We start from the raw sequence: 22,877 nt of genomic DNA, 5'->3' as shown, positions 1-22,877 counted from the left end.
TTAAACCCCCCTCCCCCAGGGGAGGGGTCGGGGGTGGGGGTTCGGCGCCGGAAGGTTTTCGAGCCCCGCAAACCCACCCCGTTGCGACTAGGCGGCAAGCCGCCAAGTCTCACTGCCCCTCCCTCGCGGGAGGGGGTTTCAGGAGAACACAGATGAACCTCAACGACCTCTTCAGCCTCGAAGGGCGCACCGCGCTCGTCACCGGCGGCAGCCGCGGCATCGGACGGATGATCGTCGAAGGCTTCCTCGCCGCCGGGATCGACCGGGTCTATATCACCGCGCGCAAGGGCGGCGAACTGCACGAGACCGCCGCGGAACTGGGCGAGAAGGTCGTGCCGATCCAAGGCGATATCTCGACCATGGAAGGGATCGACGAGCTGGTGGCGGAGATTTCCGGGCGCGAGACCAAGCTCGACATCCTGGTCAACAACGCCGGCGCCGCCTGGGGGAACGACTATCTCGATTTCCCCGAGCAGGGCTGGGACAAGGTCATGGACCTCAACGTCAAGACCCCCTTCTTCCTGACCCAGAAGCTGCACACGCTGCTGACCGCCGCCGCCAGCCACGAGCGGCCGGCCAAGGTCATCAACATCGCCAGCGTCGACGGGCTGCGGATCAATCCGTGGGAAACCTATTCCTACCAGGCGAGCAAGGCGGCGCTGATCCATCTCACCCGGCGGATGGCCGCGCGGTTGGTCCAGGACCATGTCTACGTCACCGCGATCGCGCCGGGGGCATTTCCCTCGGACATGAACAAGGTCGCGCGCGACATGGGCGACGAAAGCGCCAAGGGCATTCCCAACAAGCGCGTCGGCGATGCGCTCGATATGGGCGGCAGCGCGGTTTATCTGGCGAGCCGCGCGGGCGATTACACCGTGGGCGAAACGCTCGCGGTGGACGGCGGCATCGTCAACGCCCACCTACCAACGCATTTCGCCGATCCTGCCGGCGGGCGCTGACCTCGGCGGTCTCGACGGATATCCGCTCGCTCGGCACACGGATCGGGGGCAAGGCCCCGAGTTCGGGCCGGGCGAGCAGATAGCCCTGGATATAGCGCACGCCCATCTTGCGTAGTGCCTCGTATTCCTCGACCGTTTCGATCCCTTCGGCGATCACGCCGATGGCGAGCGAGCGTGCCATCCGGACCACGCCCTCGACGACCATGCGCCGCGGCATCGAGCGGTCGAGATCGCGGATGAGCGCCATGTCGAGCTTGAGGTAATCGGTCTGGAACTTGGCCAGCAGGCCGAGCCCGGCATGACCGGCGCCGAAATCGTCGATCGCCGTTCCGAAACCGAGCTGCTGGTAGGCCTCGACGATGCCGCGGACATGATCGCTGTCGATCATCTCCTCGTTCTCGGTGAATTCGAAGATCAGCCGTTCTGCCGGAAACCCGGTCGCCAGCGCGGTCTTGAGCGTCAGCTGGATGCAGGCGAGCGGCGAATAGACTGCGTTGGGCAGGAAATTGATCGACAGGCAGGCGCTGGTATCGAGAATACCCGCCGCCACCGCGCCCTCGATCGCCGCGACACGGCACTTCTGATCGAAGGCGTAGCGGCTCTCCTCGGAAACACTGGCTAGGACCTCGGCTGCGCCTTCGCCGTCACCGCCCCGGACGAGGGCTTCGTAAGCGAACGGCTTTCCGGTTTCGACATCGACGATCGGCTGAAATGCCATCGAAATGTCGAACTCGTGCTTATCCGATTTGCAGCCCTGACACCCTGGTTTCACGCGACCATCTCCTACCCGTAGCGAAGTATAAGAGAGACAGCTAATATCGGGTAAACGCTTTGATTTATCTAACAAATATCATGAAGTTTGCGACCCCGCCTACAGCATCAGTTCGCGGACGAAGGGAATCAGGCCCGTCTGGCGCTGGCGCTTCATGCGTTCGGCGGCGAGGATCTGGTGCACCTTCGCGAAGCAGGCGTGGACATCGTCGTTGATGATCACATAGTCGTAGCCGTCCCAATGGCTGATTTCGGCGCGGGCGCGCTCCATCCGCCCGGCGATCACCTCGGCCGAATCGGTCCCGCGGCCCGTCAGGCGGCGCTGCAGTTCGTCGAGGCTGGGCGGGAGGATGAAGACCCGGACCACGTCCTGCTGGTCCTTCTGGTATAGCTGCTGCGTGCCCTGCCAGTCGATGTCGAACAGGAAATCCTGCCCGTCCTTGAGCGCCGAACGGATGCGGCCCTTGGGCGTGCCATAGCGATAGCCGAAGACATGCGCCCATTCGTAGAAATCGTCGTCCTCGATCATCGCGTCGAATTCGGCATCGGAGACGAAATGGTAGTGGACGCCCTCGATCTCGCCGGGGCGCGGTGGCCGCGTGGTGGCGGAGACCGACAGCTTGATTTCCTCGTCGGCCGCCAGCAGCATCCGCGATATGGTCGTCTTGCCCGCCCCCGAGGGCGAAGACAGGATATACATCAGGCCGCGGCGGTGCAGCGCGTCGGACTCGGCCGCGAGAGAGTCGGACTGAGGGCTGCTCGAATTGGGTGATTGGGCCATGGGCGCTGTTGGCCCATGGCAACGGGGCAAATCAAGCCCCGTGATGCGTCGAACTAGGCCGTTCAGTCGGGGTTGGCCTGCTCGCGCAGCGATTTTTCGCCGGTGCGGCGCGACTTGCGGCGCGACTGGCTGCGGTCGAACAGCACCTTCAGGGCGAGACCGGTCCCGACGATAGCGGCGCCGGGAAGCGAGCGGGTCGCGACCTTGGTTACCCCGTAGGCGGCCATCGTATGCAGGAGCGAGCGGTTCTCGACCGCGTCCTTCGCGAACTGGCTGCCATATTTGCGGCCCAGCACCGCCTTTTCGACAGTCAGTCGCGATAGCCGGCCGACGCTGCGCAGCAGGATGTCGTTGATTATCAGATTGGTCGAGGGATTGGTGCTCGGACCGGGAACCGTGTCTCGCTCACCCGAGATCGATTCTACTGCATCGTCGAGCCGGTCGGAGGCCATGTCGGTAAGATGAGTCGGCTTTGCCATGAGATTCTGCCCCGTTGCGGCGCAGGCACCAGGCTGCGCGGTTATTTCTTGCGGCCGAAATCGACCGTGACGACATTCGAACCGTCGTCACTGTCCTTAACGACCCCGCTGGCGTCGCGTTCCACCTCGTCGTTGCCGGGGTCGTCGGTGGGGGTGGGCGCCATGTCGGCGACGGTCGCCTGGAACTGCAGCCCGAAATCCACCGCGGGATCGACGAATTGGGTGATCGCGGCATAGGGCACCACGAGTTCGGCGGGGATCTGGTTGAACGACAGGCCGACGCTGAAGAGCTCGTCTTCCACCCGCAGGTCCCAGAACTTGTTCTGGAGAACGATAGTCATCTCGTCCGGGAACCGCTCGCGCAGCGAGTTGGGAACCGACACGCCGGGAGCATGGGTCTTGAAGGTGATATAGAAGTGATGTGCGCCGGGCAGCTCGCTGCCCGCACTGACGATTTCGCCCAGCACACGGCCAACTACGGCGCGCAGGGCCTCCTGGACGATGGCATCGTAGGGGATCAGGCTGTCGGGTGTATCGTCGCTCATGGAGTGCTAGGTGGAGCGGCACCGCCCGCGGGTCAAGCGCCTTGCGCCACTGTTTCTCTTGCCCGGCGCGCCAGACTGCCCTCCCATCTTGCGCCGTGCCGCCAAGGGTTCTAGCGCTCGCGGCCATGCGCACAGGCACTATCGAACGCAACACCACGGAAACCGCCATCCATGTGACCGTCGATCTCGATGGCACGGGAAAATACGCGGTGGAGACCGGTATCGGCTTTCTCGATCATATGGTCGAACAGTTCTCGCGCCATTCACTGATCGACGTAACGATGAAGGTCGAGGGCGACCTCCATATCGACCAGCATCACACCACCGAGGACAGCGCGATCGCGCTGGGCCAGGCGCTGGCGCAGGCGCTCGGCGACAAGGGCGGGATCGCCCGTTACGGCTCGGCCTATTCGCCGATGGACGAAACGCTGGCGCGGGTCGCGCTGGACATTTCGGGGCGGCCCTATCTGGTGTGGAAGGCCGGCTTCACGCAGGAAAAGCTGGGCGAGTGGGACACCGAGCTGATCGAGCACTGGTTCCATTCGGTGGCGCAGGCTGCTGGAATCACGCTGCATTGCGAATTGCTCTACGGCCAGAACAACCATCATATCTGCGAAGCGCTGTACAAGGGCTTCGCGCGCGCCATGCGCCAGGCGGTCGAGATCGATCCGCGCAAGCGCGGCGCGGTGCCCAGCACCAAGGGGCAGCTGGGTGGCTGAGATCGTTGCGCTGGTCGATTATGGCGCGGGCAATCTGCATTCGGTCGAAAACGCACTGAAATCCGTTGGGGCGCAGGTGCGGGTGACCGCCGATCCGGACGTGCTGCGCGCCGCGGACCGGATCGTTCTGCCGGGTGTCGGATCGTTCCGATCCTGCGCCGAGGGACTGCGCGCCATCGAAGGTGCGGTCGAGGCGATGACCGAACGGGTGCAGGTTGGCGGGGCGCCCTTCCTGGGCATCTGCGTCGGTATGCAATTGCTCGCGAGCCGCGGTCTCGAACACGGCACAACCGAGGGGCTGGACTGGATTCCCGGCGAAGTCCGGGCGATCGAGCGCAGCGACGACAGCATCAAGATCCCGCATATGGGCTGGAACGATGTCGCTCTGACACCCCACGCCCGCGACCATGATCTGGTCGAGCCGGGCGAAGCCTATTTCCTCCACTCCTACCATTTTCATGCCGACAGCGGCGCCGATGTGGTGGCGATGACCGATCACGGCGGCGGGCTGGTCGCGGCGGTCGGCCGTGAGAACATCCTCGGGGTCCAGTTCCATCCCGAAAAGAGCCAAGCTTATGGCCTGGCACTGCTCGAACGCTTTCTCGAATGGAGACCGTAACGTGATCGTCTTTCCCGCAATCGATCTCAAGGGCGGCGACGTCGTGCGGCTGGCCGAGGGCGATATGGCGCGCGCCACCGTCTATGGCGACGATCCTGCGGCGCAGGCGCTGCTCTTCGCCGAGGCGGGGGCGGAGTATCTCCATGTGGTCGATCTCGACGGCAGTTTCGCGGGGCGCGCGGAAAACCGCGAGGCGGTGGAGCGAATCGTCGAGGCCTTCCCCGGCCATGTCCAGCTTGGCGGCGGCATCCGCGATGCGGCGGCGGTCGCGGGCTGGTTCGAGCTCGGCGTCGCGCGGGTGGTGATGGGCTCGGCGGCGCTCAAGGATCCCGAATTCGTCAAGGCGATGGCGAAGGAGTGGGAGAACGGCATCGTCGTCGCGGTCGACGCGAAGGACGGCATGGTTGCGACCGAGGGCTGGGCAGAGGTCTCCGACGTCCCGGTGCGCGATCTGGCGCGGCGGTTCGAAGATGCGGGTGTCGCCAGTCTGCTGTTCACCGATATCGGTCGCGACGGAATGCTGAAAGGCTGCAACATCGATGCCACCGTCGAACTGGCGCGCAGCGTGGCGATCCCGGTGATCGCCAGCGGCGGGGTCAAGGGGCTCGACGATATTCGGATGCTGGCGATCCACGCCGATGAAGGCATCGAAGGCGTGATCACCGGGCGCGCGCTGTACGAGGGGCGGCTCGATCTCGCGGCGGCGATTCAGATGGCCGAGCGCGCGTGATGCGTCTCCGGTTTCGTCATTGCGAGGAGCCGCAGGCGACGCGGCAATCCAAAGGCGGATCGCTCGACCTACTGGATTGCTTCGCTCCGCTCGCAATGACCAGCCTTGCGCTAAGTTCTCCACGATGACTGTCCGCATCCGCGTCATTCCCTGTCTCGACGTCGCCGATGGCCGCGTGGTCAAGGGCGTCAATTTCGTTAATCTTCGCGATGCCGGCGATCCGGTCGAGCAGGCGCAGGCCTATGACGCTGCCGGTGCCGATGAGCTGTGCTTTCTCGACATCTCCGCCACCCACGAAGGGCGCGGAACTTTGATCGACATCGTCCGCCGAACCGCTGCGGTGTGTTTCATGCCGCTGACCGTGGGCGGCGGGGTGCGCAGCGTCGAGGATGCGCGCGCGTTGCTGCTGGCGGGGGCGGACAAGGTGGCGGTCAATTCCGCCGCGGTCGAACGGCCCGAGCTGGTCGGCGAGATCGCGGCGCGCTTCGGCAGCCAATGCGTCGTCGGCTCGGTCGATGCGCGGCGGACTGGGCCCGGCCGCTGGGAAATCTTCACCCATGGCGGGCGCAAGCCGACCGGGATCGATGCACTCGAACACGCCATGCGGCTGGCCAAGCTGGGGGCGGGCGAATTGCTGGTCACATCGATGGACAGCGACGGCACCAAGCGCGGCTACGATCTCGAGTTGACCCGCACCATCGCCGATGCGGTCGGCGTTCCGGTGGTCGCCAGCGGCGGGGTGGGCACGCTCGATCATCTGGTCGAAGGGGTGCGCGAGGGCCATGCCAGCGCGGTGCTGGCGGCCTCGATCTTCCACTTCGGCGAACATACGATCGCAGAAGCGCACGACGCCTTGCGCGCAGCCGGATTGCCGGCCCGGGGATGATGCAACGCGGCTGAATAGCCACAAACCGGTATCAAAGCGGGACGCTTTGCAAGATTGATCCCCCGGTGCCGCGCCCCGCGACTATGGCTGCGCCATGTCGAGCCAGGCCATCGCGATCGTATCCCAACTGTCGACCCTTCCCGGGGTGCGCGAAACCGCTGCCGCGCTGAGCGAACCGAGCGCTCTGCTGTTGATCGGTATTTCTCTCGGCGGGATCGCGCTGGGCCGGCTGCTCACCCTGGGCCAACCCGCGCAGGATTGACCCGCGACGCGCAGCCTTCCATGACCCGCGCCATGGACACGCTGACCCGCCTCGAAACCACCATCGCGCAGCGCCGTGGTGCCGATCCTTCCTCCAGCTATGTCGCACAATTGCAGACCCGCGGAATGCCGGTGATCGCGCGCAAGCTGGGCGAGGAAGCGGTCGAGACGGTGGTCGCCGCGCTTGTCGGGAATGGGGAGGAACTGGTCGGCGAAGCGGCGGATCTTCTGTTTCACCTGCTGGTGCTGCTGGGCGAAAAGGATATCGCGCTGGCGCAGGTCCTGGCCGAGCTCGACCGCCGCGAAGGCCTGTCGGGACTGGAAGAGAAAGCAAGCAGGAGCGAGTGATGCCGATCGACGCAACCAAACCCTATGACGAGTCCAACATTTTCGCGAAGATCCTCGCCGGCGATATCCCCTCGACCAAGGTCTATGAGGACGAATGGGCCTATGCCTTCGAGGATATCAACCCTCAGGCCGAGATCCACACGCTGGTGATACCCAAAGGCAAATACGTCAGCTGGGACGATTTTTCCGAGCATGCAGGCGCCGAGGAGATCGCCGGCTTCATCCGCGCAGTGGGCAAGGTGGCGCGCGCCAAGGGGCTGGTCGAGCCCGGCTATCGGCTGATGGCCAATGTCGGCGCGCATGGCGGGCAGGAAGTGGCGCATTTCCACGTCCATATCTTCGGCGGCCAGCCGTTGGGGCCGATGATCGCGCGGTGATCGCTCGAAGGACACCGATGGCTTTCATCGGTTACACTGCCCGCTTGGTCGTTTGCGATTGCTAGGCGAATCCCCCCTGCGCTAGAGCGCACGGGACTATGAACCGACCCAACCTTCCCGATGGCACGCTCGATGGCGACCGGCATTTCTATGCCGTGCGCGTCTATTACGAGGACACCGACCTCTCGGGGATCACCTATCACGCCAATTACCTGCGCTGGTTCGAACGCGCGCGCTCGGACCTGCTGCGCCGCCTCGAGATCGACCAGCGCGCGGCGATCGAGGCGGGCGAGGGGGCCTATGCCGTCTCCGAGGTGCTGCTGAAATATCTGCGCCCGGCGAAGCTCGACGACGACGTGCTGATCGAGACCCGCTGCACCCAGATGCGCGCCGCCAGCTGCCGGATGCACCAGCGCGCGTTCCGCGGCGACGAACTGCTCGCCGAGGCCGAACTGCGCGTCGGCTTCGTCGCTCCCGATGGCCGCCCGACGCGCCAGCCCGCCGCCTGGCGCGAGGCCTTCACCCGTTTCATGGAATCACAGGACACCGCATGACCTCGCTATCGATCCTTACCGCCGCGCCGACCGGGCTCGATCCGCTCGAACTGTTCCTTCAGGCCGATATCGTCGTCAAGGCGGTGATGGCGGGGCTGCTGCTCGCCAGCGTCTGGACATGGATGATCATCGTCTCCTTCGCGCTGCGGATGGGCAAACTGAACCGCCAGACCCGCGTCTATGACGAGGAATTCTGGCAGGCCGACAGCTTCGACCGCTTCATGGCCGAGCGCGGCCGCAAGGATCTGCCGCCCGCCCGCGTCGCCAACGCCGGGGTCACCGAATGGCGCCGCTCGACCAAGGACGGGGTCAAGGATCGCGACGGGCTGCGCCAGCGGCTGGCGGGCGCGATGGACAGCCAGGTCGCGGGCGAGGCCGATCTGCTCGCCGAGCGGCTCAACTTCCTCGCCACCGTCGGCTCGGTGGCGCCCTTCGTCGGGCTGTTCGGCACCGTCTGGGGCATCATGAACAGCTTCTTCCAGATCGGCGCGGAAGGTTCCTCCTCGCTGGCGGTGGTCGCACCGGGTATCTCCGAAGCGCTGTTCGCCACCGCAATCGGTCTGTTCGCCGCCATCCCCGCGGTGATCGCCTACAACCGCTACAGCCATGCGGTGAACCGCTACGAGACCAAGCTGCAGCGTTTCGCCGACCGGCTGCACGCCAGCTTCAGCCGCCAGCTGGAAAGCCGCTAGCATGGCGATGTCGCTGGGCTCCGGACGAGGCACTCGCGGGCGCGGTTCGCGCCGCACCCCGATGGCGGAAATCAACGTCACGCCCTTCGTCGATGTGATGCTGGTGCTGTTGATCATCTTCATGGTCACCGCGCCGATGCTCACCGCAGGGGTGCCGGTCGATCTGCCCGAAAGCCGCGCCAACGCGCTCGACAACGAGCCGCAGGCGATCACCATCAGCATCGACGAAGCGGGTAATGTCTTCATCGACGACACGGCCGTGGAAATCGGCGGCTTCGCGCAGGCGCTGGAGGGCATCCCTCGCAGCGACGACGGACCCGACATCACGCTGCGCGCCGATCGCGGGCTCGACTACGGACGCGTCATGGCGGTGATGGGCGAACTCAACCGCGCCGGGCTCAATCGGATATCGCTGGTCACCCAGAGTTCATCGGTGGAGCCATAGCCGGGTGACGATGCAAGCGAGCACATTTCGGCGCGAGGAACGGATCGGCCTCTTGGTGGCCTTTGCCCTGCATGTGCTGCTGGTAGTCGTGCTGCTGGTGCAACCCGACCACACGCCGGTCGTTCGCCCTGCCGAGCGGATGACGGTCAATCTCGCGACCGATGTCGGCATGGAAGCGACCGCGCCCGATCCGGTGTCGGAAAGCCGCGCCGCCGAAGCGCCGACGCTGTCGGATACTCCTGCTCCGCCCGCCGAGGCCGACGCACCGCCAACTCCGGCCGAACCGGTCGCTCGTCCGGTCGAGCGCGTCCAGGCCCCGGCCCCCGCACCCGCAGCGCGTCCGGTTGCGAGGCCGCGTCCGGTGCCTGCCCCCACTCCTGCCCGCGCCCAACCGCGACCGCAGCCGCGCGCGCAACCCGCGCCCGCTCCTGCCCCGGCACGCGCTCAGCCCCGACCTGCCGCGCGCCCGGCGGCGCCCGCGCGGCCGGCAGAGCGCGCTGGCGGTTCGCGGCTCGGCGACAACTTCCTCGAAGGTGCGGGCAGCAGCACAAGCACTACCGAGACCCGCGTCCCTGCCTCGCAGATCGGCGCGAGCACCCAGGCCTCGCTGATCCAGGCGATCATCCGGCAGATTCGGCCGCACTGGAGCGCGCCGCAGGGCGTCGATGCCGAATTGCTGGTGACGCAGCTGTCGTTCCGGCTCAATCCCGATGGTAGCCTCAACGGGCAACCGCGGGTCGTCTCGCAGAGCGGGGAAACTGCTTCGAACCGGCCGCAGAAGGACCTGCACGCCGAGCGCGCTATCCGCGCGGTCCAGCTCGCCGCTCCGTTCGATCTTCCCGACGAATATTACAACGCGTGGCGAACCATTGACGGCGCCCGCTTCGACAGGAATCTGGCACGATGAAATATCTTGGCTTCGCACTCGCTTTCGTCCTCGCAGCCCCGGCGGCCGCGCAACAAACCGATCTGGGTCAACCGATCCCCGAGGGCGGTGAGGTGGAGACGATCGAGCAGGCCGAAAGCGGCCTCAGCTTCACCGTCACCGACGAGAGCGCTTGGGAGGATCTCGGCATTGCGATTCCCGCCTTCGCCACCGATCGCAACGTGCCCACGCCCGCCAACCAGTCGGGCACCGCCGCGCTTGGGCTCGAACTGGCGCGTGTGGTCACCGCGAACCTGCGCAACAACGGCTTGTTCGAACCGACCGGCCCCGATTCGCTGCCGCGTCCGGAATTCGCGCAGATCACCTCCCCGAGCTGGTCCACCTGGTCCAACCGAGGCGCCGAAATGCTCGTCCATGGCTATGTCCGCGGGCGCAGCGACGGGCGGCTGACGGTCGGCTGCTATCTCTACGACATGGCGCTTCAGAGCGAGCTGGTGCGCGAGGGCTGGGTGGTCCCGGCCGCCGACTGGCGCCGCGCCGCGCACAAATGCTCCGACCTGATCTATTCGCGGCTGACGGGCGAGAGCCCATTCTTCGACAGCCGGATCGCCTATATCGCCGAGACCGGCCCCAAGGACAATCGCACCAAGCGTCTGGCGATCATGGACAGCGACGGCGCCAACCATCGGTTCATCACTACCGGCCGCTCGACCGCGCTTACCCCGCGCTATTCGCCCGATTACCGCCAGCTGGTCTATCTCAGCTATGTCGACGGCAACCCGCGGATCTATGTCTACGATATCGGCAGCGGGCAGCAGACGCTGGTGACGCAGAGCGAGAACCCGACCTTCGCTCCGCGCTGGACCCCCGACGGGCGCTCGATCCTCTATTCGATGGCGGTCAACGGCAACACGGACATCTACCGCGTCAGCGCGCAGGGCGGGCAGAGCACGCGGCTGACCGACGCGCCCGGCATCGACATCGGCGGCTCCTACTCGCCCGACGGAACCAAGATCGTGTTCGAGAGCGACCGCTCGGGAAGCCAGCAGATCTACGTGATGAACGCCGACGGGTCGGACCAGCAGCGACTGTCGTTCTTCGGCGGACGTGCCGCCACGCCCGAATGGAGCCCGCGCGGCGACCAGATCGCCTTCACCCACATCACCGGCGATTTCCGCGTCGCGGTGATGAACACCAGTGGCCGCAACCTGCGCTACCTGACCAACAGCTGGCAGGACGAAGCCCCGACCTGGGCACCCAACGGCCGCATCGTTCAGTTCTTCCGCACCGAGCGCAATACGGGCAAGACCGGGTTGTGGCAGGTCGATCTGACCGGCGAGAACGAGCGCCGCCTGCCGACCCCGGTGGACGCCTCGGACCCCGCCTGGGGACCGATCCTGCCTTAGGATCATTGAATTATCGGGTCCACCGAACGGATTTTTACCACTGCTGAAAGGATCGGCTCTTATGAACACCCGTTTCGCCGCCACCGTTCTCGCAGTCAGCACACTCGCCGTGGCTGCCTGTCAGAAGAAACCCCCCGAAGAACTGCCGCCGCCGCCGCAGCAGCAGACGACGGCGCCCACGCCGACCCCTCCGAGCGGCCCCGCCGCGGGTGCGCTGGGTACGCAGTCGCACTTCGCCAACGCAGTGGGTGCGGAAAACACTGTCGTCTACTTCGACACCGATCGGTACAATGTCGACCCCGAGGATACTGCCAAGCTGCAGAACCAGGCGCGCTATTTCAGCCAGTATCCCAATCTGACCTTCACCATCGAGGGCCATACCGACGAACGCGGGACGCGCGACTACAACCTCGCGCTGGGCGAACGGCGCGCGAATGCGGCAAAGAACTATCTGGTGTCGCTGGGCATCCCTGCGAGCCGCATCCGCACCGTTAGCTACGGCAAGGAACGACCGGTGGCGCTCGGCTCGAACCCCGCAGCCTGGGCGCAGAATCGCCGTGCCGCGAGCGTTGTGATCAACTGACCGCAATCGACAATTGGGGCGGGCGCTCTCTTCCGGACGGAAGGGGGCGCCTCGCCTCTCTTGCGGAAACCGAGCGTTAGCGGCTGATGGTTGCGCCGATGGCGAAGGGCGCAGGGCCGCGCGCCTTCACTCCGCTCGGCGGAGATTTGTCGCCGGCGAGCGCGAACAGCGCCATTGCGAAAACGCACAGGGTCGCGGAGAGGGTCAGTTGCTTGCTCATCGGGGTCCTTTTGCAGCCACAATAGCGTGGGTTGATGAACGCTTGGTTGCACTGCAGCATTTCCACCTTCCGCCTTCGCAAGCCTATGCATCCGGCGCCACCGCGACTAGACTGACACCAATGATTGCTCGACCGATGACTTTTACCCAGCTGTCTGACCATGGCTAAAGCGCGCCGTTCCAACGATTGGGGCTTCCCGCGCTGGCGTGGCTATGAGGCCGGCCGCGAGGCCGCGACCATCCGGCTGTGCGATCGCCACGGCTGCGAGGAAGCGGGCGATTGCCCTGCGCCCAAGGCCCCGAACAATCCCGAGCGCTGGTATTTCTGTCAGACCCACGCTGCCGAATACAACCGCAAGTGGGATTATTTCGAGGGCCTCGACAAGGAAGAGAAAGCCGCGCGGACCAAGGCGGAGCAGAGCGAGACCGCGGGCTATGCCGAGGCGCAGCATTACGGCTGGGCGAGCAGCGGCGACGGATCGCGCAGCCCCGACGAGCTGCGCGCGCTAGAAATCCTCGGGCTCGAGGCCGATGCCGATTTCGCGGCGGTCAAGAAGGGCTGGCGCGACAAGGCCAAGCAGGTCCATCCCGACGTCAAGCCGGGCGATGCCGAGGCGGCCGCCGAATTCCAGAAGCTGCAGGTCGCCTATGAGGTGCTCAAAGCGGCCGAGGAACGCCGCGAGTGGCGCGGCTAGAGCGCTTGTCTAGTTCCTGAGCCTGCGGGCGATCGCTGCCGCCAGCCGCTCTCCCAGTTCCAGACCCTGCTCGGGGTAGAGATAGGGTTCGATCAGCTCCGCCTCCATCACCGCCAGCCTGCCGTCGGGCAACCGGACCATGTCGATCCGCGCATAGAGCAAATCGGCAAAGGGCAGCGCATCGACCACCGCCTGCGCGGTCGCGAGATCGCCTGGGGACGGAACGAACACCGCTTCGCTTCCGCCGTAGAGCGACTGGATCCGATAGTCGTCGCCAGCGGGTGTCTTGCGCACGCCATGGCTGAATGCGCCGTCGATAAAGACGAAGGTGAACTCGCCTTCCTCGCGGATCGCGGGGAGGAAAGGCTGGATCATGCAGGGCCGGCCCATCCGCCAGTCGCCCCCTGGCAGCGTCCCGCGTGTAAAGCTGTGCTGGCCCAATCCGCCCGCGCCCACCTGACGCTTGATCACCACCCGGTCGCTGGCGAAATGGTCCATCGCCGCGGCGATTTCTGCGCGGTCCGCGTCATCGAGCCACAAAGTCGGGACGGTCACTGCGCCGCCTGCCTCCAGCTCGCGCAGATAGCGCTTGTCGAGGTTCCAGCGCACCGCCTCGGGCGGGTTGCACACATCGATCCCCTCGGCCGCGAGCGCATCAAGCCTAGCTACGAACTCTTGCGGGTGATCCTGATAATCCCAGGCGGTGCCAAGCAGGACCAGTTCAAGACCGGCGAAAGCCTCCCGCGGCGCCTGCCAGTCGATCTCGACCAGTTCCAGCCCGGCAGCAGCAAAACCGGATCGCAGCGCGGCGACCTCGAGATCATGCTCGAAAGCATCGCCGCGCCGCTCCGCCGACCCGCCAGCGCTGGCGGGCAGCGTCGCGGCGCAGCCGAAAAAGCCGATTCGTGCCATCAGCTCAGTTCAAGTCAAACGTGCTCGAGTGCCTGCTCAAAATCGGCGATCAGGTCGTCGGCATCCTCGATACCGACCGAGATCCGGACGAGGTTGTCCGATATCCCGAGCTCGGCGCGTCGTCCTTCGGCGACCGAGAGATGCGTCATCGAGGCCGGGTGGCTGGCGAGCGTCTCGGTCCCGCCCAGGCTCACCGCGAGCTTGGCGATGGTGAGATTGTCGAGGAAGCGGAAGCATTCCGCTTCGCCGCCCTTGATAAAGACCGAGAAGGTCGATCCTGCGCCCAGGCAGTGACGATCGTAGATGTCCTGCTGGCGGGCATCGTCGATCATGCCGAGATAGCCAAGCCGTTCGACCTTGGGGTGCTTGGACAGATACTCGCAGACCTTGGCGGCGTTCTCGCCGGCGCGCTGCATCCGCAGCTCGACGGTCTCGAGCGAACGCAGCAGCATCCAGGCGGTGTTGGGATCGCAGATCCCGCCCATGGTATTGCGCAGGGACCGCACCGGATCCATCCACTTGCGCGCGCCGGCGATCGAGCCCGCGACGAGATCCGAATGGCCGCCGACATATTTGGTCAGCGAATAGACCACGATATCCGCGCCCTGATCGAGCGGGCGCTGCCACAGCGGGCCGAGGAAGGTGTTGTCGATCGCGATCGGGCAATCGGGGCCGAGCGCGGCGTCGCGCGCATCGCGCACCGCCTCGATATCGACCAGCGCATTGGTCGGATTGCCCGGGCTCTCGAGATAGACCATGCAGACCTTGCCGCCGCTCTCGGCGGCCATCGCCTTGGCCTTGCCCAGCACCGCATCGATCTGCTCTCGGGTCGCGCCGGCAGGGAAATCGACGTACTGCACGCCGAACTTGGCCAGCACCTTGGCGACAAAGCCTTCGCTCGCCGCGTAGAGCGGGCCCGAATGGACGATGACGTCGTTCTGGCTGGCATAGGCGAGCATCAGCACGGTGATCGCGGTCATGCCGCTGGAGAAGCTCAGCGCGTCCTCCGCACCGTCCCAGATGCCCAGCCGGTCCTCGAGGATTTCCTGGTTGGGGCCGTTGAAGCGCGAATAGACCAGCCCGTCGGCGCCGCCGGGGCGCTTGCCGGTGATGCCCTCGAAATGGCGCTTGCCCGCCGCCGCGCTTTCGAAGGCGAAGGTGCTGGTGAGGAAGATCGGCGGCTTGAGGCTGCCCTCGGACAGAACCGGGTCGTAGCCGTGACCCATCATCAGGGTGGAGGGCTTCAAGGGCCGCCCCTGGATCTTGGTGACTTCGGGCTTGGGCGCCTTGCGCGGGGTGGTGGGGTCGATGATGCTGTCGCTCATTGCGGCAGTCCTTCCTGTCGAGTTGCTCCCAGGGAGGCGGGAGCCAGGAGGCGGCCGGGGGCACCCGTTCCTAACCTCCGCAGGAACGCCTCTCCGCCGACGCCGAATCTGGGGCGGAACTATGCCCTTGCGGGGCAGAATTCAACTGGGGAGGCGTGCGGTGCCGATGCGCTATTCGACTTCGCTGCTCGCCGCTTCGGAGGGGGTTTGGCCGGTGGGCAGCAGGATGATCTGGAAATTGCGGCCCTCCTTGCGGAGTTCTTCCATCTTCTGCTCGCGCTCCTGCAGCAGGCGACGGATCGAGCTCGACAGCGCAAGGCCGGTCGGATTGCCAGTCTGCTCGACGTAATTGTAGCTGGGCTCGCGCTCGCCCTTGGCAAGATCGGCGACGTCCGAATTGTACTGGTTGAGTTCGATCGTGTCGTATTTGGCAAGCAATTCCGCCACTTCGTCGTCGGCATAGACCGCGAGATGCGCGTGCAGATCACGGTTCCAGTTCGGGAAGTAGAAGGGAGCGAGCTCTTCGTAGAGAGCCGATACGCGCAGCGAACCGCCGTAGGCTTCGACACCGCGCAGCGAATTCACGAATTCATCGGCGGAATCGTTGAGTTCCTGCGCGACATTCTGTCCGGTGAAAGCCTCGCGGCGGATCGACGGCCCGCCGATATCGCCGCGGAAGAAGCCGTAGAACACCCTGGGGTCCGACCAGTTGGGATAGACGATCCTGGTGCGGATATCGCGCAGGCTCATCGGTACGCCGCGGATGGTGATGAAGGGCGTGGTATCGAGCGGGGTCTTGGCATCGCCGAGCACGATTTCGCCGGGCGAGGAAACCGGATAATTGGCGGCGATCTGCTCGACCATGGCGACATTGTGCAGGTTGAGCCAGAAGGCGAGCTGCTCGTTGCGCGGCAATTGCGCGATATCGATCTCGGTCGCGATCCGCTCGAGATCCGCCCGGTATTCGGTCAGCGGAGTGAAGGCCTCGTCATCGACGAGATCGAACAGGACACGGTTGCCTTCCAGCCGGTAACGCGAATCATGGCCGTAGACCCGCCGGGTTCCGATCGTGGGATCAGGACGGCTGGCACCCTGGCGCGTCGAGCGTCCCATACGCAGGACAAAGAACGACAGCGCATCGTCCCAGAAGCCGTAGTCGAGCTTGGTCGTGCTGGTCGTCTCGCGCGGGACGAACTGGTCGAACCGCTGATCGACGGGTGCCGCGCGGACGGGGGCGGTATCCTGCGCATAGGCGAGGGTCGGGGCAGCAGCAGCCAGAATCGCTGCGAAGCCGGCGGCCTTGATCATGATACGCATCGTGCACCCTTTCATTGGACCGCGCATCGCCCCTCGGGCTGTATTCTTGCGGGTCGCGGCGCTCCCCGCGCCCTTGCTTGCAATGCTACGTCTGCCCTTTAGGCACTGCAATGTTGCCCGCCGATGAAACCGCGGGGTTGGTCGAAGATAGCAGACTATTGGTCCGAATCGGCCGGAGCACGACGCCTCCGGCCGGAGGGATCAGCGCGGCGAGAGGACCATCAGCATCTGGCGGCCTTCGAGACGCGGGAAGGCTTCGACCTTGCCGATTTCCTCGACATCGTCGCGCACGCGGTTGAGCAGATCCATGCCCAATTGCTGGTGCGCCATTTCGCGGCCGCGGAAGCGCAGGGTGATCTTCACCTTGTCGCCGTTCTCGATGAACTTGGTGACGTTGCGCATCTTCACCTCGTAATCATGGGTGTCGATGTTGGGACGCATCTTCACTTCCTTGATGTCCTGGGTCTTCTGCGTCTTGCGCGCGAGGTTCGCCTTTTTCTGCGCCTCGTAGCGATGCTTGCCGACATCGAGGAACTTGCACACCGGCGGGTCCGCATTGGGACTCACTTCGACGAGGTTGAGGCCGATCTCGTTGGCCTGCTCCATCGCTTCGCGGGTGTACATCACGCCAAGGTTCTCGCCTTCGTGATCGATCACGCGGACCTTGGGAACTTGAATGAATGTGTCGTATCGCGGGCCGCTCTTGACCGGCGGCTGCATGGAACGACGTGGTGGACGGGCTATGGGGCTGTCTCCTTGGTGGTTTCGATAATCAAGCCGCGCAAATAAGCATTGTTCCCGCGCGAGGGAAGGGGATTCCGCGCGCCGGCTTCAGATTCGTCAGCCTATGTGGCGACTAGGCAGCCCTGCGCCACAGCGGGAAGGTCGCCAGCCGGTCGGTGGCATGGACCATCGCGTCGATCCGTTCGGCGGGCTGCAGCGCCTCGAGAATGGCGGGATCGGCGGCGTTCATCCCGCCGGTATAGGCGCCGAAGGCGGGCAGGATCATGCGGCCCGATGCGCTTCCGTCGGGCGCCTCGCTGCTGCTGACCACCGCGCAGGGGCGGCGGATGCTGCGCCGCCGGACCGTCAGCTGCAGCCGCGGATGGAAATGGCCCGAGAGCTCGGGGCGGGTCTCTCCCGGCTTCGCACGGTGTCGCAGCACCACGCCGCCGGTCTCGAGCTCCTCGGTCAACGTGCCGCCGCAGCGGGCTTCCATGTGCGGATCGTGATTGCCCGTGATCCAGACCCAGTCGACCGCGCTGGTGAGCGCGTCGAGCATCCCGCAGGCGTGGGGTTCGAGCCGCGTCGAACCGTCCGAGTCGTGGAAATTGTCCCCCAGCGTGATCACCCGGCGCGCGCCCGTCTCGCGGATCGCCAGCGCCACGCGCTCGAGCGTCTCGCGGCTGTCGTAGGGCGGAACCATCTGGCCGTGGCGCGCGAAGAAACTGCCCTTTTCGAGATGCAGGTCGGCGACCAGCAGCGCGCGCTCGCGCGGCCAGTAGAGCGCGCGGCCCTTGGTCAGGAGCCATTCCTGGCCGGCGAACGAAAGGGGAACCATGCCAGGCTATTGCCGCAGCCCCGGGTCGATGGCAAGGCTTTGCGCATGACCGATCACACCGACCAGACCGAGCAGGCCCGCCAGTGGTTCGAGCAATTGCGCGACGCGATCTGCGCCGAATTCGAGGCGATCGAGCGCGAGGCGGGTTCCGACGCCGAATTCGACTACGCTTCGTGGCAGCGCGAGGAGGAGGGCAACGACGATCCCGGCGGCGGTACCCGTGGGTTGATGAAGGGCAAGGTGTTCGAGAAGGTCGGAGTCAACGTCTCGACCGTGCGCGGCAATTTCGCCCCCGAATTCGCCGCGACGATCAACGGCGCGACCGCCGAGGATCCGGGCTTCTGCGCCACCGGGATCAGCCTGGTCGCGCATATGGCCAACCCGCATGTGCCCGCAGTGCATATGAACACCCGGTTCCTGGTCACCGGCAAGTCCTGGTTCGGGGGCGGGGCGGATCTCAACCCGCCGATCCCTTATGCAGAGGACACCGAGGATTTCCACGCCCGCTTCCGCGCCGCCTGCGCCGCGCACAATCCGACCTATTACGAACGCTTCTCCAAATGGGCGGACGATTATTTCTACATCCCGCACCGCCGGGTCCACCGCGGGGTGGGCGGGATCTTCTACGACCATCTCGAATGCCCCGACGGCGCGGCTTTCGAACGCAATTTCGGTTTCACCCGCGATGTCGGCGAGGCCTTTCTCGACATCTTCCCCCGGCTGGTCCGGCGGCGGATGGAGAGCGAGTTTACGCAGGCCGACAAGCTGACCCAGCTCGAATGGCGCGGGCGCTACGCCGAGTTCAATCTGGTCTACGACCGGGGCACGCTGTTCGGGCTCAAGACCGGCGGCAATATCGACGCGATCCTGATGAGCCTGCCGCCCGAGGCGGTCTGGACCTGAGGCAATGCCGGCGAAGGTGGTCCAGCAGCAATCACCACTCAGAGCAAGAATGGGCGCCATGTTTTGCGCAGCGATGCTGCTCGCAATTTAGTAACAATTGATATCAATTGCGGAGCCGGCAATTCTCGTCAATGCCGTGTTGCCCTAAACTTTATTAAACTTTGGCCTGGTTCCCGAGGTGGCGAAGGACGGTTCTGGGTTCTCCAAATGGCTCAATCCCAACCTGAGGTTTCGGATGCGGGGGTTGGGGTGGTTCGGGTCGCCACAAGCGCATAACCAACCTTTGCCATTGCATCCCGGCAGGTTTTAGCCTCATCCCTTGTCACTATGCTGCGCCAATATGAACTAGTCGAACGGGTCAAGGAATACGATCCCGACGCCGACGAGGCGATGCTCAACCGCGCCTATGTCTACACCGTGCAAAAGCACGGCACCCAGATCCGCGCCTCGGGCGATCCCTATTTCAGCCACCCGGTCGAGGTCGCGGGGCTGATGACCGATCTCAAGCTCGATCAGGAAACCATCGCCACCGCGCTGCTCCACGACACGGTCGAGGACACGCTGGCCACCATCGAGGATATCGAGGCCAATTTCGGCCCCGAGGTCGCGCGGCTGGTCGACGGTGTGACCAAGCTCTCGAAGATCGAGCAGATGCCCGAGAACGAGCGCGCCGCGGAGAACCTGCGCAAGTTCCTGCTCGCGATGAGCGAGGATATCCGCGTGCTGCTGGTCAAGCTGGGCGACCGGCTGCACAACATGCGCACGCTGCACTTCATCAAGAAGCCCGAGAAGCGCCAGCGCATCGCGCGCGAAACGATGGATATCTACGCCCCGCTCGCCGAGCGGGTCGGGATGTACGAATATATGCGCGAGATGCAGCTGCTCGCCTTCGAGCAGCTCGAGCCCGAGGCCTATCACACGATCACCAAGCGGCTCTCGCAATTGCGCGAGCAGGACGGCGGCCAGGTCGATGCGATCGCGCTGGCGATGAAGCAGGCGCTGGCCGAGGCCGGGCTGCAGGTCGAGGTCAGCGGGCGCGAGAAGCATCCCTATTCGATCTGGCGCAAGATGGCCGAGCGCCACGTCAGCTTCGAGCAGGTGACCGACATCATGGCGTTCCGCGTCCTCACCGACGACGAAAACGACTGCTACCGCGCGCTGGGCGTCCTGCACCGGACCTGGCAGTTCCTGCCGGGCAAGTTCAAGGACTACCTCTCGACCCCCAAGACCAATGGCTACCGCTCGCTGCACACCTCGCTGATGTACGAGAATTCGATGCGCGTGGAGGTGCAGATCCGCACCCGCGAGATGCATCGGCTCAACGAATTCGGCTTCGCCGCGCATTGGGCCTACAAGCAGGGCAACCGCCCCGACGGGCAGGTGGGCTGGCTGCGCGACCTGATCGAGATCGTCGACGCCAGCCACGATGCCGAGGAACTGCTCGAGCACACCAGGATGGCGATCTACCAGGATCGCATCTTCGCCTTCACCCCCAAGGGCGGGCTGTTCCAGTTGCCCAAGGGCGCGACTCCGGTGGATTTCGCCTTCGCGGTGCACACCGATCTGGGCGCGCAGACCGTCGGCGCCAAGATCAACGGGCGCCACATGCCGCTGCGCACCCCGCTGGCGAACGGCGATGTGGTCGAGATCGTCAAGGGCACCAGCTCCGAGCCGCAGCTGTCCTGGCTGGGCTATGTCGTCACCGGCAAGGCGCGCGCCGCGATCCGCCGCGCGGTGCGCCAGAAGGAGCGCGCCGAAGTCGCCGAGATCGGCCAGAAGCTGTTCGACGAGATCGCCAGCCGGGTGCCCGCGCGGGTCGGCAAGAAGGCTCTCAAGAAGGCGCTCGAGCGGCTCGACATGGAGGAGGACGACGACCTCTATTACGCGATCGGTGCCGTCGAGATCGAGGATCGCGACGTCATGGAGGCGCTGGTCCCGGGCTGTACGGAAGAACTCCCCGAGACGCCGGAATGGGGCAAGCGCCACATCTCGATCCGCGGGCTGACTCCCGGCGTCGCCTACACTTTCGCGGAATGCTGCCATCCGATCCCCGGCGACCGGATCGTCGGGACCCGCAGGTCCGGAGAGAAGGTCGAGGTCCACACCATCGAATGCCACGAACTGGCCAGCGGGATCGATTCCGACTGGCTCGACCTATCGTGGGGCAAGCGCGCGGCGGGCGCAGTGGGACGCCTGCGCGTGACGCTCTACGACCGTCCGGGCACGCTGGCCGAAGCGGCCGGCATCTTCGCGCAGAACCACGCCAATGTCCGCGCGCTCGATCAGGTCCAGAACGATCCGCCCTTCGCCGGTTACGACATCGATCTCGAGGTGCAGGATCTGGTCCACCTCAACCGCATCGTCAGCGCACTGCGCGCCAGCGACGCCGTGGCGCAGGCGGAACGGGTCTGAGCTTGCCACTCGCACAATCTCCCCTCCCCGGTGGGGAGGGGCCGGGGGTGTGGGTTCGGCATCTGCGGCAAGCGCCCCCGCCTCACCATTCAGCCTAACCCTCAAGGAGCAGCCTTACTCGGTCGAGACGCGGCGCACCGGAACGGGAACATTGCAGATATCCGCGCCGCCCGCGGGCACGATGAAGAACGGATCGCGCCGGTTGGCGCGCGCCTCGGCGTAGCGCGCGAAGCTCTCGCTTTCGGTCGAGAGATATTCGAAGCGCGGCTGCTCGGCGGCGGGCAGGTCGCTCGCGACGCGGATCGAGCGGATCGGGACCCGCTGCGCCGGATCCTCGTAAAACCCCAGCGCGCCCGTGCCGCGCGGCAGGCTGGAGAGATGCTCGATCCCCTCGACCACCCGCCCGACCAGCGCAATGTTGCGATCGAGGTGGCGGGGCGCATGGCCGATCACGGTGTAGAGCTCCGCGCCCGAACCGGTGTCTGGCGACATCCCGCGGCCGACCCCGACCATCCCGTAGCAGTGGACGGGCCACGCTTTACCTCCCTTGAGATCGTACCCAAAAGGCCAGCCTTCTACTAAGAGATTAGCTTCCGCATAGGGGTCCGGATTGAGGCTCTTCCGTATGCTCGAACCAAACTCGGCTGTTGATAGGTCACGGACTTCCGGAAACTTTTCCGCAAAATCAGGAAACCTTTCAAGAAAGCGCGGCAGGAGGTCGTCGAATTTCCCGGTCATTGGGAGAGTTGACGCAGTGTAATCGCGGGCACCGATCGCCCGCAGCTCCTCGGGCAGCGCCTTCGCTTCGCCCTCCGTCTCCGGATTGTCGTGGTTCGGATCGCCCCACTGGACGACGTAATTGTCCTGCACCCGGTTCACGCTGATCCCGTCGTACCAGCCCGCGCGCGCCAGAGTGCGGATGTTGGCGATCCAGCCTTGCGAGAACGGCGGCGGCATCAACTGGATCACCACTTCGCGTGCGCTCCCGTCGGCGGCGGGCGCGAGTGTCATCACCAGCAGATCCTCGGGCGCGATGCGGATCCAGTCCCGCGGCGCGGCGGCCGCGACGATCTCGCCCGGAGCGAGCGCGTCCGGCGCCTCCTGCGCGGCGAGCGGAAGGGTGAGCGCGAGGGCGACGAGCGCGGATGCGATGGTCCTGATCATGCCGCGAAGCTGGCACGGAACGCGCGCGCGCACAATCGCGAAGGGGCCGGCGGGGGAGGGCGATCCAGCGCCCCGCCAACCTCGTCGCCAACGCCTTGCGCAAGCCCGACAAGCGGGCTAGAGGCGCGCCTTCCCAAACCGGGTATGCGGAGCGGTGGCCGAGTGGTCGAAGGCGCACGCCTGGAAAGTGTGTATAGGTCAAAAGCCTATCGTGGGTTCGAATCCCACCCGCTCCGCCAACTAGTCCAATAGTTTTGCTCCCGACGCCGATGCGCCTCTCCAGATGGCGCAGAACTGCGGGGTTCGGGCTGCGTAAACCGTGCAGGTT

At 65.4% G+C, this 22,877-nt stretch carries 28 protein-coding genes and 1 tRNA gene; 18 read left to right on the top strand and 11 right to left on the bottom strand.

Going from position 1 to position 22,877, the window contains the following annotated elements:
* Positions 1-152 precede the first annotated feature (152 nt).
* The gene (locus ACQ5J0_RS01990; RefSeq protein ID WP_462568856.1) at positions 153-959 is read left to right on the top strand and encodes an SDR family oxidoreductase; all 807 of its coding nucleotides are present in this window, start codon (positions 153-155) and stop codon (positions 957-959) included.
* Here the strand turns inward: ACQ5J0_RS01990 and ACQ5J0_RS01985 are convergent.
* The 4 genes from ACQ5J0_RS01985 to ACQ5J0_RS01970 form a co-directional block, all read right to left on the bottom strand.
* Positions 910-1,677, bottom strand: a complete 768-nt coding sequence (locus tag ACQ5J0_RS01985; protein WP_462568855.1) for an EAL domain-containing protein — start codon at positions 1,675-1,677, stop codon at positions 910-912. The two genes, ACQ5J0_RS01990 and ACQ5J0_RS01985, sit on opposite strands and share 50 nt — an antisense overlap.
* Positions 1,678-1,830: 153 nt before the next feature.
* Positions 1,831-2,511, bottom strand: a complete 681-nt coding sequence (gene gmk, locus ACQ5J0_RS01980; protein WP_462568854.1) for a guanylate kinase — start codon at positions 2,509-2,511, stop codon at positions 1,831-1,833.
* A 62-nt stretch (positions 2,512-2,573) separates the two neighbouring features.
* Positions 2,574-2,990 (bottom strand): hypothetical protein, encoded by a 417-nt coding sequence (locus tag ACQ5J0_RS01975; protein ID WP_462568853.1) that lies wholly within the window; start codon positions 2,988-2,990, stop codon positions 2,574-2,576.
* A 41-nt stretch (positions 2,991-3,031) separates the two neighbouring features.
* Positions 3,032-3,535, bottom strand: coding sequence for an SspB family protein (locus tag ACQ5J0_RS01970; RefSeq protein ID WP_462568852.1), 504 nt, complete (start codon positions 3,533-3,535; stop codon positions 3,032-3,034).
* A 125-nt stretch (positions 3,536-3,660) separates the two neighbouring features.
* Between ACQ5J0_RS01970 and hisB the strand changes: the two genes are divergently transcribed.
* The 13 genes from hisB (at position 3,661) to pal (ending at position 12,041) form a co-directional block, all read left to right on the top strand.
* Entirely contained in the window at positions 3,661-4,254 is a 594-nt protein-coding gene (gene hisB, locus ACQ5J0_RS01965) for an imidazoleglycerol-phosphate dehydratase HisB (RefSeq protein ID WP_462568851.1), read from the top strand.
* Entirely contained in the window at positions 4,247-4,873 is a 627-nt protein-coding gene (gene hisH / locus ACQ5J0_RS01960; RefSeq protein WP_462568850.1) for an imidazole glycerol phosphate synthase subunit HisH, read from the top strand. Before hisB ends, hisH begins: the two co-directional genes overlap by 8 nt.
* Before the next feature lies 1 nt (position 4,874).
* Complete coding sequence (gene hisA / locus ACQ5J0_RS01955) at positions 4,875-5,603, top strand: 1-(5-phosphoribosyl)-5-[(5-phosphoribosylamino)methylideneamino]imidazole-4-carboxamide isomerase (protein ID WP_462568849.1); 729 nt, start codon at positions 4,875-4,877, stop codon at positions 5,601-5,603.
* Positions 5,604-5,727: 124 nt separating this feature from the next.
* Positions 5,728-6,489: an imidazole glycerol phosphate synthase subunit HisF gene (gene hisF, locus ACQ5J0_RS01950; RefSeq protein ID WP_462568848.1), complete on the top strand. Its 762-nt coding sequence runs from the start codon at positions 5,728-5,730 to the stop codon at positions 6,487-6,489.
* A gap of 94 nt (positions 6,490-6,583) precedes the next feature.
* Positions 6,584-6,751, top strand: a complete 168-nt coding sequence (locus ACQ5J0_RS01945) for a hypothetical protein (RefSeq protein ID WP_305928864.1) — start codon at positions 6,584-6,586, stop codon at positions 6,749-6,751.
* 32 nt (positions 6,752-6,783) lie between these two features.
* Positions 6,784-7,098 (top strand): phosphoribosyl-ATP diphosphatase, encoded by a 315-nt coding sequence (locus tag ACQ5J0_RS01940; RefSeq protein ID WP_462570157.1) that lies wholly within the window; start codon positions 6,784-6,786, stop codon positions 7,096-7,098.
* Positions 7,098-7,475, top strand: a complete 378-nt coding sequence (locus tag ACQ5J0_RS01935) for an HIT domain-containing protein (RefSeq protein ID WP_462568847.1) — start codon at positions 7,098-7,100, stop codon at positions 7,473-7,475. Before ACQ5J0_RS01940 ends, ACQ5J0_RS01935 begins: the two co-directional genes overlap by 1 nt.
* 98 nt (positions 7,476-7,573) lie before the next feature.
* A complete protein-coding gene (locus ACQ5J0_RS01930) occupies positions 7,574-8,029 on the top strand; it encodes a YbgC/FadM family acyl-CoA thioesterase (protein ID WP_462568846.1) in 456 nt (151 codons plus the stop codon).
* Positions 8,026-8,721 carry a protein TolQ gene (tolQ, locus tag ACQ5J0_RS01925; RefSeq protein WP_462568845.1) on the top strand — a complete coding sequence of 232 codons (696 nt, stop codon included), beginning with the start codon at positions 8,026-8,028 and terminating at the stop codon, positions 8,719-8,721. Before ACQ5J0_RS01930 ends, tolQ begins: the two co-directional genes overlap by 4 nt.
* 1 nt (position 8,722) lies before the next feature.
* On the top strand, positions 8,723-9,166 hold the full coding sequence (locus ACQ5J0_RS01920) for an ExbD/TolR family protein (RefSeq protein ID WP_462568844.1): 444 nt from the start codon (positions 8,723-8,725) through the stop codon (positions 9,164-9,166).
* Between the two features lie 55 nt (positions 9,167-9,221).
* Positions 9,222-10,073 carry a TonB C-terminal domain-containing protein gene (locus ACQ5J0_RS01915; protein ID WP_462568843.1) on the top strand — a complete coding sequence of 284 codons (852 nt, stop codon included), beginning with the start codon at positions 9,222-9,224 and terminating at the stop codon, positions 10,071-10,073.
* Positions 10,070-11,458 carry a Tol-Pal system beta propeller repeat protein TolB gene (tolB, locus tag ACQ5J0_RS01910; protein WP_462568841.1) on the top strand — a complete coding sequence of 463 codons (1,389 nt, stop codon included), beginning with the start codon at positions 10,070-10,072 and terminating at the stop codon, positions 11,456-11,458. Before ACQ5J0_RS01915 ends, tolB begins: the two co-directional genes overlap by 4 nt.
* 61 nt (positions 11,459-11,519) lie before the next feature.
* On the top strand, positions 11,520-12,041 hold the full coding sequence (pal, locus tag ACQ5J0_RS01905; protein WP_462568840.1) for a peptidoglycan-associated lipoprotein Pal: 522 nt from the start codon (positions 11,520-11,522) through the stop codon (positions 12,039-12,041).
* Between the two features lie 76 nt (positions 12,042-12,117).
* Here the strand turns inward: pal and ACQ5J0_RS01900 are convergent, their stop codons facing one another.
* Complete coding sequence (locus ACQ5J0_RS01900; protein ID WP_462568839.1) at positions 12,118-12,261, bottom strand: hypothetical protein; 144 nt, start codon at positions 12,259-12,261, stop codon at positions 12,118-12,120.
* A 160-nt stretch (positions 12,262-12,421) separates the two neighbouring features.
* Here ACQ5J0_RS01900 and ACQ5J0_RS01895 point away from each other — a divergent pair, with 160 nt between their 5' ends.
* Positions 12,422-12,955 carry a J domain-containing protein gene (locus tag ACQ5J0_RS01895; RefSeq protein WP_462568838.1) on the top strand — a complete coding sequence of 178 codons (534 nt, stop codon included), beginning with the start codon at positions 12,422-12,424 and terminating at the stop codon, positions 12,953-12,955.
* Positions 12,956-12,964: 9 nt separating this feature from the next.
* Here ACQ5J0_RS01895 and ACQ5J0_RS01890 read toward each other — a convergent pair whose 3' ends face one another.
* The 5 genes from ACQ5J0_RS01890 to pdeM all read right to left on the bottom strand — a co-directional run bounded on the left by ACQ5J0_RS01890 (position 12,965) and on the right by pdeM (position 18,070).
* Positions 12,965-13,867 carry an ATP-grasp domain-containing protein gene (locus ACQ5J0_RS01890; protein WP_462568837.1) on the bottom strand — a complete coding sequence of 301 codons (903 nt, stop codon included), beginning with the start codon at positions 13,865-13,867 and terminating at the stop codon, positions 12,965-12,967.
* 14 nt (positions 13,868-13,881) lie between these two features.
* The gene (locus ACQ5J0_RS01885; RefSeq protein ID WP_462568836.1) at positions 13,882-15,192 is read right to left on the bottom strand and encodes a cystathionine gamma-synthase family protein; all 1,311 of its coding nucleotides are present in this window, start codon (positions 15,190-15,192) and stop codon (positions 13,882-13,884) included.
* A gap of 171 nt (positions 15,193-15,363) precedes the next feature.
* Positions 15,364-16,509, bottom strand: a complete 1,146-nt coding sequence (locus tag ACQ5J0_RS01880; protein ID WP_462568835.1) for a DUF547 domain-containing protein — start codon at positions 16,507-16,509, stop codon at positions 15,364-15,366.
* Positions 16,510-16,710: 201 nt separating this feature from the next.
* Positions 16,711-17,229 (bottom strand): translation initiation factor IF-3, encoded by a 519-nt coding sequence (gene infC / locus ACQ5J0_RS01875; RefSeq protein WP_067613984.1) that lies wholly within the window; start codon positions 17,227-17,229, stop codon positions 16,711-16,713.
* Between the two features lie 136 nt (positions 17,230-17,365).
* A complete protein-coding gene (gene pdeM, locus ACQ5J0_RS01870; protein WP_462568834.1) occupies positions 17,366-18,070 on the bottom strand; it encodes a ligase-associated DNA damage response endonuclease PdeM in 705 nt (234 codons plus the stop codon).
* A gap of 45 nt (positions 18,071-18,115) precedes the next feature.
* Here pdeM and hemF point away from each other — a divergent pair, with 45 nt between their 5' ends.
* Entirely contained in the window at positions 18,116-18,973 is an 858-nt protein-coding gene (gene hemF / locus ACQ5J0_RS01865; RefSeq protein ID WP_462568833.1) for an oxygen-dependent coproporphyrinogen oxidase, read from the top strand.
* A gap of 327 nt (positions 18,974-19,300) precedes the next feature.
* Positions 19,301-21,385 (top strand): RelA/SpoT family protein, encoded by a 2,085-nt coding sequence (locus ACQ5J0_RS01860; protein ID WP_462568832.1) that lies wholly within the window; start codon positions 19,301-19,303, stop codon positions 21,383-21,385.
* Positions 21,386-21,499: 114 nt separating this feature from the next.
* Here the strand turns inward: ACQ5J0_RS01860 and ACQ5J0_RS01855 are convergent, their stop codons facing one another.
* Positions 21,500-22,549, bottom strand: coding sequence for a peptidylprolyl isomerase (locus ACQ5J0_RS01855; RefSeq protein WP_462568831.1), 1,050 nt, complete (start codon positions 22,547-22,549; stop codon positions 21,500-21,502).
* A 148-nt stretch (positions 22,550-22,697) separates the two neighbouring features.
* On the opposite strand from ACQ5J0_RS01855, the gene ACQ5J0_RS01850 reads away from it, so the two are divergent.
* A tRNA-Ser gene (locus tag ACQ5J0_RS01850) sits at positions 22,698-22,788 on the top strand.
* The last annotated feature ends 89 nt before the right edge of the window (positions 22,789-22,877 follow it).

Source organism: Qipengyuania sp. SM2512 (genome assembly GCF_054954005.1).
This window is presented reverse-complemented; position numbering and strand designations above follow the sequence as displayed.